We start from the raw sequence: 11,939 nt of genomic DNA on the forward strand, positions 1-11,939 counted from the left end.
CCCTCCGTCAGACCACGCTTCTCGATTTTGAATCGCAACTGCTGAAGTGACGATTTGTCCCGGTGCAGCGTACGATGGATCCCGTTAGCGACAACATTGAACAAGCGCATTTTTGGCGCTGACGACAGATTGTCTGCAGGGGGAAAGGACGAAAGGCTGTTTCGACGACACGCGAGAAGTTGATTCGAGGCCGAGTAAAGGCAAAATGGGGTTATCATCAAGTAATCTGATCGATAAGTCCATTCATCCAAGGTCGCCACATGCGAGCACCACTCCAATCAAGAAGTGACCCTGATGCCGTCCAAATCAAAACCGCTTCGATGGCGAGATTGGTCGACAACCGGCCTACGGCGGTGGCGCAACGCAAACTCGGCGAAATGATCGATAACAGCCCGCGCGCGCTACAGCAACGGGCGCTGGGCGACGCCGTTCGCGGGGGCCCTATTGTTCAACGGGTCGTTGAAGGCTACAAGCCTGGAACGCTGGCAAAAACCACGAAGGTCATGAATGGCCTGACGGGCAAACAGCGGAAATACGTCCAGGAGCTGCACAATGAAGAAGATGAAATCTATACGGTGGAGGACGCGCGGGCGGAGGCCATTGAACACCGTAACAGCGGGGACGATGACGATAGCGAGATGGAAGAAGAAACGTCCGATCCTGCCGATGCCCCGAATCCGTATACGTGGGAGGTGTTAAAAAAGGCTGCATTCACGTCCGCCGACGCCAGCATACAGTCGGTCGTGAGTAACTTCGGACACCCCACCCAGGCGGTGACCGCCGTGTACCAGACACTGGGCCAGAGGATTGCCGCCGCTGTGAAAAGCAAACCGAACGTGCTGCTCGACCAGGATTTGGTCAACGAAGTGTACCAGGTCCTCGACGCCCAGTTGCCTTTGCATTTCGGCGCCAATCCCTTCCTTTCCGGGGCCTGGCAGAAGAACCTGTCTGACTATTCTGGCAGCAAGGAGGGCACAGCCTTGTACGGAGTAATGCGCACGAAACTAACGCATGATCTCCGCGAGGTTCACGGAGGCGGCAGTAGCGTGGACTTCAGCGACGTCCTGCACGCTGTCAGCGGGCGACCGCCCGAGGCACATCACTTCCTGTTCAAGGCGATCTTTGGCGAGCATGCGACCCGGGACATTAACTTGGGACTCACGGAACGCAGTCCACGGGAATCGGAATTCGGCCCCGGGCAGCATGAGCTGATGCACTACGTGGCCTCGGGTGCGAATGCCAATAAGTTCAAGGTCTTGACCATGCAGTTTGTCCACATTTACAACGAGTGGGTCAAGGACAGATTCAAGGAGCAGCTACTCGCCCCGATTGCCAAAAGTACGTGACCAACTGGCACTGACAATGCCTGGCAGTTCATCGCATGAGTTCATCGGCTGCGCAATGCCGCGCAAATTCTCGCCAACATGCCACCAATAAGGATACCTGCCGCACCCTGGCCGATAGTCATTGCAGACAAAAAAAGTAGAATGCGGGAACGGCATCCCGAGTGGCCGGGACTGTCGGGTTCCCTCATTCAATTAAACGGCTCTGGTTCATGTACTTGCTTGAATATCTGGAAAAACGCCTGACCGGTGATGCCTGGACGATCGGTCGGCAGCTGATGTATTTGCCTTGGAACTGCGACCTTGACCTTCTGAAACCACACATTCCGCATGATGTTTTCGTCCGTTTTGCGAAAGTGCAGCGTTACTGCCGGTCGCGTATCCAACCCGGCACCAAAGCACGATTTCTGGGGCTACGATTTCATTATGTCGCGCTTGACGCATTCGTTGTGACCAGCCCCACTCAAATGGAGCATGCTCAATCACGGCTCCTGGAAATGCACGACAGTTTCGTCGGCCAAGCCATCGAAGACCTTTTAAAGGAAGGACAATCGTTCCAGTCTTTCTCAGCTCAGGATCAGGCAGCCTTCATCTCGCTCTACGCGCTATCGTGTTTTTGTCTATGGGTGCTCGCAGGCATCGTCGTTCCTCGCAAAGGCATCATTCCTTATCAGCTTGCCGACGAGGAGCCGATCCTGGAGGCCATTCGTCTGTACTGGTTCGGGCACCATTGGAGCTTTCACAGCAATATTGCGGACATCATGCTCCGGACGGCGGTGCACTCGGCCTTATGCGCGAATGGCGCCTCATTAGAGCAGGGCGTTCGGGCGCGTCACCCAGCGTTCGTCGATTTTGTCGAGAATACGCTCGACAAAACCATTTCATTTCATGGGGATTTTGTGGACTTGATTTACTCCGTCGACAAGGCCCTCTACAAGCGGCTGGCGCGACGGACGGAACTGATCTGCTATCTGTATCTCATGAGTTATGCCGACTTCCAGAAGCTAAAGGTTTCGGATGTCATCGCCGGCAACCACACCGCCTTACCTCAGGACTATCCGGTCGCGTCCATCTACGCGGCCGGTTTCCTGCACAGCGAACTGGACGAACTTTTCGCCGAGTCTGAGAGTGCTCGCGAGGGCGAAGCGCTCATCGTTCGATCCGGCCCAGACACACTTCGCATGGGCATGCTGGGCCTGAAGTATGGGCTGATTTCGTCCTTGAATCCCATGCTCGCCAAGATGACGAAACGCGGCGACTGGTTCGACAAAAAATACTTACCCGCCTACCTGAACAAGCGGGTGGGTACTGCGTGCTATCGGTATGGACAAGAGGTCACAGCGAAATCGGAGAAGGAAGGAAAGTATGACATCGACTTGATCGTCGCCGATGAAACCCTTGAGCGGCTCTACTTTTGCCAGATCAAGCACCGGGTTGCAAGTCTGCTGCCATACTTCCGCGATGAGCTCGACGAATATGCGAAAAACAAGCAGCTCAACAAGGCCGTAGATCAGCTACTCGGTAGCAGGGCGCAGTTCGGCGATCCGGTTTTCCTAGAACGGATTCGCGCATCCCTGAAAGAGTCTGGAGTGTCGTCTACGTTCTTGGCAAAGGTCGACCACCGGTTCCTTGCAGAGAACACGGGATTTATCGTTATTCATACGATTGAAAACCTCGATTTTGCGTTGAAAAATGGTGTGGCATTCTATGAATGGAATACCTTCCGCAATCTGTTACGTGGCCAGCTTACCAGTTATTCGAAAGAGAGGATTGACATCATGAATCTCGATCTTGACGGTCTGCCCCTTGATGATCCGAATAGGCTGTCAAGCGTACTGATGGAACTGGTCGGGAAGCAGGACAATGAGAATCCCTTGCATCCGGGGCGCCAATTGCTGTTTGCAATGAATAGCTATCTGAGCGTGAAAGAGAAATGGAGCATCACCGTTGGTGGGTGCCGGATCTTCGACGTCAATGGAGCGGAGCTGACGTTTCCAATCCTGTAGGCCGAGATGAGGTTACCTAGCACTCGGACGTGGATGTTTATTGACAGCAATCCACAACGATTCGTGGGGATTCAGGCCGCGGAGAACGGTCACAAAGCTCGCGAGAGTGACGCCGTTTTGTCTTGGTAACCCAGCTTGCGGATCAACTTCAAGCTGAAGCCGACACTGAGGTTAAAGTTGTGCGCGCGCGAACGGCGGAACTGCAGGAAGCGCATGAGCATGCCCAGGCTGCGCTGGAATCGCAGCTGGGCGACGTGCGGCAACCATGGAGGACGTGTTCCGAAAATAGGCCTCGGCTAAGCAGAACCTGGCAAGCCTGAAGGACCAGCTGCGCCTCGAACAAATTGCTGCCATGAACAGCAGGATCGGCGCGAGTAGTCAGGCAGTACTCGTACCTAAATCAGGTGACGTAATTTTCGACTAAGTGACTGAATTGTTTGGGATTCGTGCAAGAGTCATCTATTTTGAGTACTTCGGCATTTCTCTCGTCGGCAACATTGTACCTAAATATGGTGACTTAGTTGATGGGATCGAATTCAAACCTATAGATGTAGACTTAGCGCACATCCCCGCATTTTCCTTGACCTGCTAGTTAGCAAGACGTTGGCAGCACTGGGCAAATTGAAACCAGCTCAGCTTTCAAATATCCTCGCAATAGTCACCCTCCGTACGAAGTTCAAGCTTCATGGATTTAGCAAAACATCGAGCATCAATCGCATTCAATTTTCCTTATCGAAATACCAATTTCCAGGAGTAATCATAATGCTCCTTGGTAGAGCTGCCGACTCGGCTACGCCGATTTGATCCATAGTTAGTTATTGATGTCGGAAAAAGTTACTTTTCAGGTGCTTGGCGCGGAGGATCGCTACGGGACCGACCCACTGTCCTCGTAGGCATGGCAAAACCGAACCCTAGGCCAAGCAGCGTCGCCTTAAAAGTTAGTTTTGAGCGATTCGTCTAGACGTTATCTAGATAATCCGTAGTTGGTTGTTGACGTCGCAAAAAGTTACTTTTCAGGTTTGCGCGCGAAGGCGCTTTGCCACACAGATGCTCTGTCCTCGTAGAGATGGAGAAACGGCACCCTCGGGCCAAGCAACGGCGCCCTAAAAAGTTAGTTTTTGGCGAATCGACCAGGCGTTATCTAGACATCTGCCCTTACGAGCACCGCGTTCTTGTCTCGCAACTGAATATACGTGGTGCAGCCTTTGGAACACCAACGCAGATATTATCTGGGGCGGTCGTCGTAGCAGAGAAAGCAGTATCGCCAGCATTATCTAAACCCAGGGAATATTTTGCTTGCGGAATACCGAAAGCAGTTGTATAAACTGCATTCGCACTCAAAATCAGCTTCCGCCTTAAAACATGCGAGCAGCCGAAACTAACTTTGGCAGTGAATTGTATGCCCTAAGAATTCGCACAGGCGTGACGCAAGCAGACGTTGCCTCTCGTGCCGGATTGGGTAGAGGCTACTACTCGCAGCTGGAGAATTCAAGAAAGGGGCCGCCTTCGACGCTCCTCTTGTGCCGCATCGTCGAGGCGCTGGAACTGAGCGACGCTGAGTCGCACCGTTTGTTCGCTGTCGCGGTTGCAGATCGGTGCGCCGCGACTTGTCACAGTTCTGTGGCCTCGACCTCTATAGCACCACTCGTGAAGTCATTGATTCAATCGGCGCCCAGGATTACACACGAGCAAGCGGCGCGTATCGCAGCGATCCTTAAGGAGGAATAAATGTAGAAAACGACGAACCCCCTACAACTGAGATCCGCCGCTTTCTGGCCGAGATAGTATCTTCGAACGTGGAAATTCTAAGATATCGCTCTCCGGCCGGACGGTCAACTGTTGTTTTCAAAAAAGCTGCATCCGTCTATTAACTGGAGGGTAGAGCAATGGTGAAAGCAGTCTTAGAACCCGTTTGCGCAAGTGCACATGCGCGGGAAACTTTTACGCCTTTGTCCGTGATACGCAAACGCGCGGCCAAGGTATCGAATCTCTGGATCTTCGATTCCCCCAAGAACAATCGCCGCCTTACCGTGTCCGGTGACGTGCCCTTCATGCACTTGATGCTACTTGAAGGTGATACGGGCGTTGCTGGTTACGAACTCGTCGATGATCCTTTTAAAGTTGCTTCAAACAGTGATGCCGGCTATGTCAGGGTACGCAGCCGCGACGGCGCTGAGCATTGGATCGTCATAGCTCGTTCTGGGCGCTCTTCATCAGGCAAGGAAAGTGATCCCTCGATTCCGGAGGGTCTGCGAGAGAAGGCATCATCGGCCGGTGTAGAAGTTCATGCGCGCAGCGAACTTGAACTGCTTGGGAAAGAAGTCTTCCTGGACAACTGGCTCATGCTCTGCGCAATCATGACCCGTGTCAAAGCTTATCCCACGTATCGCGAAACCGAGCTGTTCTTGGCATTAATGTCTCGACATGGCGCGTTGCGCGTACAGGATGTCTTGGCCGACGCCCGGGCCGATCGGAGCATCATGCTTGCCGTGGTGGCCAGGGCGCTCCAGGAAGGCACGGTGCATACCGATCTGACTCGCCGCCTATTCGGAACTCACTCGCAACTCGACCGGGTGCGGTCATGAGTGTCCCACGTAGCCGGACCCTTATTCCTGCTGCCTTTGCGAACTTGTCGCAGTGGCCAGCACCTGATGAGGAAGTCCTGAACGAAGAAATCCTGCGTATTTACCGACCTCGTAAGCTGGCTGTCGCAATGTACGCGGACGGAGTAGCGCACGAACAGATCACAGCTGCTACGGCGATACCGCGCCAGAAGATTTTCTACCTGGTTGGCCGATGCATGGCTGGTGGTGAGGACGGCACGATCGCCGGCTTTCGTGCGCTGGTGCCTTGGAAGCGTTTGCGCGGCTACGAGCGACGTGCTCCAGTTGTCCATGAGCGAGGTGAAGGATCGGGTGGGTGTGCAGGTGCTCTATCGCAGCTGTTCGCGCGATTTCCCGAAGTGGAGCTACACATTCGGAACCGCTTTCTTGGCACTGGAGAGCGTTCGGTTCGAGTAGTTCGGATCAGCTACGCCGAGCTTCATGGTGAATTTCTTGACCAGCTACGCTCACTGGGTTTTACGTCGGAGGACTGGCCATTCAGTACGAAGAATTGCGGATACAAGTCTCTTCGGCAATTTTGTATCGGTTTGCTGAGCGAGAACGCAACGCGCTGGTTCTCGGCTCGCTCTGGAGAGGAAGCGGCGCGTCGACATGGGGTCGGTTCTGGGAGGCGCAGCCTTTTTCCGCAGCTTCGCGGCTATGGCGCCTGCCAATTAGATTTCCATAAAGTCGACGCAGCTTCAGTTCTGATCCTGGAGACCGAAGATGGCGGACGCTTGCCAGTACCGCTTGCTCGCTGGCACATCGGCTTTCTTATTGAGGAGCGATGGAATCTTGTGCTGGGCGCGTTTGTAGCGCTCGAGGGGAACCCGAGCGGGGACAGTGTGCTAGAGGTGGTCGAGTCCGCGATACGTCCACCGGCCGAAGAAAGCGATGCGGCTACTTGCCCATTAACTGTTGACGGCAAGGTTTTCCCCATACAAATCATGCCCGAGATAGCGTTCCAGGGCTTCGGCGTCCTGAAAATGGATAACGCATGGTCGAATGCGGCGACCGAAGTCGTCGATAACATAATCCGTACACTCGGTTGTGCGATCAATTTCGGTCCGGTCAAGGCGTGGTGGCGTAGGCATCCAGTTGAAAGGATTTTTGGCAAACTGAGCGAGCGTGGTTTAAAAAGACTGCCTTCCACATTCGGGTCTGGGCCAAAAGACACGCGCCGCAATAAGCCCGTCGAGCAGGCCGTGAAGTTCGAGATCACCATACGTGACCTCATTGATGTCATTTATGCCTGCATCAGAGAGCACAACGAGGAAGGGAATGAGGGTAACAATTTCTCTTCGCCGATAGGAGCGCTCCAGCATGGCTTGAATCGCTCCGATTCGGGAGTGTTTCTGCAGCCTTTACCCATTCCGGCGCAGCAAGACTTGAAGCTTCTTTCTCATGTCGAAGTTGTTAAGGTTTGCGGCAGCCGCAAGAATAACATCCGGCCTCATGTGACTCTCGGGCGATGGAAATATACAAACGCCGCGCTTGCGAACGCCTACGACCTCATCGACCGGCAACTCATCGTCTACTGCGATCGACGCGATGTCCAGGTCGCAAATGCGACCGTACTCGAGACGGGCGAACAGCTCGGCGCTCTGCAGGGCCCGGCGAACAAGCAAGGACACCATATTTCCTGGCGTAACCGTGCACTTATGAACCAGGCAGGTCTGTCGCAACGCCTGCATGAGAATTCGACGTCAGTGGCGGCACGCTGGTGCGATGGCAAGGCGGACGAACTGCGCGAACGCAGCAAGCGTGCTCGAAACGCCAAGCGCGCTTCTAAGGAAGCGCTCTCCCTTTCCAAGGTCCAGGCCGATCAAAAGCGCATCGGTGATAAAGCGGCGCTAGGGGACTCACTGATACCTTCCCCACCTTCAATCTTGCCAAAGACCGGTAGCTTCTTCGATTTCGAAGCTCCCAAGACTGGTCCTACTTATTTAGGAGATTAAATTGACTGCATTCGCTAACCTACTGACGATCGACCATCCTGCATTTAATCGAAATACTGTCCTATTGACCGAACCAATCAAGGAACTCTACCAAATCGTCCGCCACATCCTGCTCGTGCGCGAAAGCGGTTGCTGTTTCACTGCGCAAAGCGGTGTAGGAAAGACTCGCGCGCTTGTACTACTCGAACATCTACTGCGTGACCGCATGCCCGAGTTGGTCGTGATCCGGCATAACAGTTGGAACCAGCAGGTTTCATCGATCCGGGCATTCTTCAAACATTTTCTTACTGCGGTAGGTCACCCGGAACTTCGTGGCGAGACCTTCGACCTGCGCCACCGACTTGTGCGACGCCTCATTGATCTGGCTCGAGTATATCAGTCACCGTTTGTCGTGCTCCTTATCGATGAAGCAAATGCCATGCGTCTCGAAGATTTCCTCTTCCTGAAAGATATCTATAACGAGCTGGACCGTGAAGGCGTCCAGTTGGTAACGATCATGATGGGACAGGACCCAGATTTTTCCGACGTTATTGGCCACCTTCGGGAGATGGGCAAGTCTGACCTCATCTCTAGATTTGCACGGCGCCGTCAATCGTTTCGAGCATTCTCGTATAAGGAAGATGTGGCGTCAATTTTTGCTCAGTATGATAGTTCCGTCTGGCCCGCTGAAACTTCCCAGACCTGGACCCAGTTCTTTATGCCGACTGCCTGGGACGCTGGATTTCGGCTGGAAAACGAAACCACAAGGTTTTTCGACGCTGTGAAAAAATGTTCCCCGCATTCGGTCCACAAAGTGGGTTTTCCAGCCCGACAATTCTTCACGGCACTACGGCGCTATCTCACGGTCCAGCACCATCGCGACGCACCGGGGGTTTTTCCAAGCTCGGAAGCTTGGGACGACGCTGTTGACTTTGCACTTTTGGCGGACTCAATTGCCGAAATGAAAGGTGAGGCCAAGCGGGCACAAGGGAGACCGCGATGAAGATTTACGATAACGCCGTTAGAGAGTTTCCTTCCAACGCCGCGCTCGATTTGGTTCCCTTGCCGGAAGAATCGATGGTCTCCTCAATATGGCGATTCGCATGGCGTAACGGCCTCGGAGTAAAAGAACTGCTTACCCATTGCACGCACGGTGCGGGCTATCAGAAAGAGCATGCCACTTTTTCCTATAAGCGTGGTTTCGACCCGGACGTGTTCAGCCACAGCAGCTGGTGGATTGATGAGCCGAGTGAAAAAGAGGTATTCGGATCATCATCTGAAAAACATAGGTCTATATGGTGGAATACTGCGTTTCGCTATTGTCCCCTATGTCTAGGGCATCTTTATCATAGCTTCTGGCATCAATCGAAGTTTCTCTCCCACTGCCCGCTAGATGGAGCAGCACTGCGCGATACTTGTTACTCGTGCGGCAAGCATTTGCCCACTTATGGATTTCATCAAGAGATCCTAAGCAGGCCATACGTCTGCCCGCACTGCAACGGTCCCATCTCAGGCGTTGGATTGAGCGTGGATGCTCGGTTGGAGATACAGCAAAGCAAAAGGGAATACGCGCGAGCTTTTGAAAGTCTTGATCATTGGTGGGAGGAGTCGACAGCAGTACGCAATCAGCTGGAATCATTTTTGTCTTCACGGGCATATCATTTCTCGCCGTGGTTGAGGCCTGAAACTACATGGCTACAGTGGGTTATTCACCAAGTCCCCCCGCCGGCAACGCTACCTTTCACGACACGCGAAGTTCCCCAACTCGTGGTCTTGACTTGGAAAATCGCTCTTGAACGATGCGACCCTATGAAAAGCGTCCTTTTTCCGAAGCGTTGGAAAACTGAAAAACTTAGTCTTGCAATAAAGGTTTATCGTGCAACGCTACGACGGTTACTTCGCGTAATCGCAGAATCGGAACCGTTCGACGATGAGGACTATGTTCGTCATCGAGCCGAATCCATCAAAGACCTTCTGAATTCTCCGAGCGGCTGCAACATGAAATTATTAGCCTTCATCATGCTCAGAAATAGCTACGAGACCTATTTTAGTGTGATGCATGCATCGCCAGACCAAGCAGATTTCCAGGACTGGAATGTGGGATTCCCTTATGGGAACGAGTTTGCACAGCGGGTAAGGATATGTTGGCGGGCGCAGTTTATCGCTGAGTATGCAGCGTTCTATTGGTGGCTAGTCGCTGTGCGGGATGGGAGGAAAAGAGTTGGCGACTTCAGAAGAGAAACCGCGACAATGAGTCATGTTGATGTGAAGTTCGACGGAAGTAATGGTGACTATATTATTGGTAAGGTCGCCTTCCCAGCTGTTGATGGACTTCGGCTTAGTCTGTCTCCCTGATGCCATAGGTGGGTGAAACCGGATAATAAAGTAGCTTCCATGACCGGTGGTGGCAGCTCGCCACCTACCGGTCAGCCATTCATGCAACAAAAACGCTTTACCGCTACCTCAGTTTAAGGATCCGGCGCGCACCAGTGAGCACGATGACGGCGATGATGGTGCCCACAACAAGATCGGGGTAAGGCGAACCAGTCCAGGTAACCAACACTCCAGCAGCGATCACGCCGAGATTGGCGATAACGTCGTTGGCGGAAAATATATAACTTGCCTTCATATGCGCACCCCGATCACGTTTCTTGGCGATCAAAATCAGGCAGGCAGCGTTAGCAATGAGGGCTACGGTTCCGACACTCATCATCAAAACAGATTCGGGTTCACTGCCAAAGAAGAAACGTCGAACCACTTCACTCAGCGCACCTAGTGCGAGCACGAGTTGAAGCCACCCAGCCACGTGGGCCGCACGAGTTTTTAGCGCAGCCGCGCGCCCAACAGCGTATAACGCTAAACCATAGACTGCTGCATCGGCGAACATGTCGAGCGAATCGGCTACTAATCCTGCGGATTCTGCGATTAACCCCCATGTGAGTTCGACCACGAACATCACAGCATTTATAGCCAGCAGCAGCCGCAACGTCTTCGCCTCTGACGCGTCTCCAGCTTTATCGGAGCCGCTAGTCGATTGGGACAGGTCTGGACGGGAACTGATCAGGTGGGCGCCCAAGTCTAATCGTGTCAGCTTCGACAATATAGGATCGATGTTTCCCGAGTGTGCTACGTGGAGCTGCCTTGCCGAGAGATCGAAGTTGAGCGAATGTATGCTTTCGACATCAGCTACCGCCATGCGGATCATGTTCTCCTCAGACGGGCAGTCCATCTTCGGTATTGCGAGCGTGCTGATCGTGCGTTGTACGGTAGAGCGTGGCTCAGCCGGACGTGAGCTGCGAAGCTCCACCCCCAGTCGCAATGGTTGAAGGACGTCGAAAAGGATATCTGCGCTCCCACGGTGGAGCACTCTGACGGTTCGGGTATTTAGGTCGAAGGCGATATGATCGATGCCGTCGACTTTGTCCAAAGCCATCCGAATCAAGTTTTCTTCAGACGGACAGTCCATTTTGGAGACGAACAGCTCGGTTTCAAGGCCGCTAGAAGGCGTGGTCTGATTTTGTGTCATGAAAGTGAGTTTTTTGATGGCTGGTTATTGGAGGGTAAACCTTCAACCAGCTTCAAGGTCAAGTGTGCTCAGGACCTGTGATTGGCACCACGCTGAGTGAGCTACCCGGCTTGTCCCGCCGGCGCGAGGGCATCAATGATGCCGCAATCGGCAAATCGACCGCCCCGGCATGAAACCAGCAGACGGGAAAGATGTTCTTTCAATAAGTTGAGGTCTCTGATCTTTTGCTCGACCTCGGCAAGGTGTTGTTCTGTCAGCGCTGTCACGGCGCAGCAGTCGCCGTCTCGCTGGTCGGAGAAGGCCAACAGGCTTCGAACTTGGTCGACCGTGAACCCGATCTCCCGTGCACGGCGAACAAAGCTCAGGCGGGCTACATCCTCGCTCCCGTACAGCCGGTAGTTGCTGCCGGAGCGGGATGGAGAGTCGAGCAACCCAATTTTCTCGTAATAGCGAATCGTCGCTGGGGGCATCTGCGCCGCAGCGGACAGCTGTCCTATCGTAAATGTGCGTGACATATGCTTGAC

Annotated in this window: 9 protein-coding genes; 7 read left to right on the forward strand and 2 right to left on the reverse strand. The window is 53.5% G+C overall.

Features of this window, described 5'->3' with window-relative positions; translation table 11 throughout:
• Positions 1-260: 260 nt before the first annotated feature.
• The 7 genes from KY496_RS04535 (at position 261) to KY496_RS04565 (ending at position 10,244) form a co-directional block, all read left to right on the forward strand.
• A complete protein-coding gene (locus tag KY496_RS04535; protein ID WP_219864038.1) occupies positions 261-1,346 on the forward strand; it encodes a hypothetical protein in 1,086 nt (361 codons plus the stop codon).
• A gap of 209 nt (positions 1,347-1,555) precedes the next feature.
• Complete coding sequence (locus tag KY496_RS04540) at positions 1,556-3,349, forward strand: hypothetical protein (RefSeq protein WP_219864039.1); 1,794 nt, start codon at positions 1,556-1,558, stop codon at positions 3,347-3,349.
• 1,362 nt (positions 3,350-4,711) lie between these two features.
• Positions 4,712-5,077 (forward strand): helix-turn-helix domain-containing protein, encoded by a 366-nt coding sequence (locus KY496_RS27420; RefSeq protein WP_109343494.1) that lies wholly within the window; start codon positions 4,712-4,714, stop codon positions 5,075-5,077.
• A gap of 158 nt (positions 5,078-5,235) precedes the next feature.
• Positions 5,236-5,934, forward strand: coding sequence for a hypothetical protein (locus tag KY496_RS04550; protein WP_162819335.1), 699 nt, complete (start codon positions 5,236-5,238; stop codon positions 5,932-5,934).
• On the forward strand, positions 5,931-7,910 hold the full coding sequence (locus KY496_RS04555; protein ID WP_219864040.1) for a hypothetical protein: 1,980 nt from the start codon (positions 5,931-5,933) through the stop codon (positions 7,908-7,910). The genes KY496_RS04550 and KY496_RS04555 overlap by 4 nt, the downstream gene beginning before the upstream one ends.
• A 1-nt stretch (position 7,911) precedes the next feature.
• Complete coding sequence (locus tag KY496_RS04560) at positions 7,912-8,892, forward strand: ATP-binding protein (RefSeq protein ID WP_162819333.1); 981 nt, start codon at positions 7,912-7,914, stop codon at positions 8,890-8,892.
• Positions 8,889-10,244, forward strand: coding sequence for a TniQ family protein (locus KY496_RS04565; protein WP_109343490.1), 1,356 nt, complete (start codon positions 8,889-8,891; stop codon positions 10,242-10,244). Before KY496_RS04560 ends, KY496_RS04565 begins: the two co-directional genes overlap by 4 nt.
• A 103-nt stretch (positions 10,245-10,347) precedes the next feature.
• On the opposite strand, the gene KY496_RS04570 is transcribed toward KY496_RS04565, so the two are convergent.
• Together KY496_RS04570 and KY496_RS04575 are read right to left on the reverse strand one after the other, a co-directional pair.
• Positions 10,348-11,415 carry a cation transporter gene (locus KY496_RS04570; RefSeq protein ID WP_109343489.1) on the reverse strand — a complete coding sequence of 356 codons (1,068 nt, stop codon included), beginning with the start codon at positions 11,413-11,415 and terminating at the stop codon, positions 10,348-10,350.
• 101 nt (positions 11,416-11,516) lie between these two features.
• Positions 11,517-11,930 (reverse strand): helix-turn-helix domain-containing protein, encoded by a 414-nt coding sequence (locus KY496_RS04575; RefSeq protein WP_109343488.1) that lies wholly within the window; start codon positions 11,928-11,930, stop codon positions 11,517-11,519.
• Positions 11,931-11,939: the final 9 nt, after the last annotated feature.

This window comes from Massilia sp. NP310 (assembly GCF_019443485.1).
Taxonomy (GTDB): Bacteria; Pseudomonadota; Gammaproteobacteria; order Burkholderiales; family Burkholderiaceae_D; genus Telluria; species Telluria timonae.

Coding starts and splice junctions, on each gene's coding strand:
- KY496_RS04535 (WP_219864038.1), top strand. CDS start 261: ATGCGAGCACCACTCCAATCAAGAAGTGACCCTGATGCCGTCCAAATC.
- KY496_RS04540 (WP_219864039.1), top strand. CDS start 1,556: ATGTACTTGCTTGAATATCTGGAAAAACGCCTGACCGGTGATGCCTGG.
- KY496_RS27420 (WP_109343494.1), top strand. CDS start 4,712: ATGCGAGCAGCCGAAACTAACTTTGGCAGTGAATTGTATGCCCTAAGA.
- KY496_RS04550 (WP_162819335.1), top strand. CDS start 5,236: ATGGTGAAAGCAGTCTTAGAACCCGTTTGCGCAAGTGCACATGCGCGG.
- KY496_RS04555 (WP_219864040.1), top strand. CDS start 5,931: ATGAGTGTCCCACGTAGCCGGACCCTTATTCCTGCTGCCTTTGCGAAC.
- KY496_RS04565 (WP_109343490.1), top strand. CDS start 8,889: ATGAAGATTTACGATAACGCCGTTAGAGAGTTTCCTTCCAACGCCGCG.
- KY496_RS04570 (WP_109343489.1), bottom strand. CDS start 11,415: ATGACACAAAATCAGACCACGCCTTCTAGCGGCCTTGAAACCGAGCTG.
- KY496_RS04575 (WP_109343488.1), bottom strand. CDS start 11,930: ATGTCACGCACATTTACGATAGGACAGCTGTCCGCTGCGGCGCAGATG.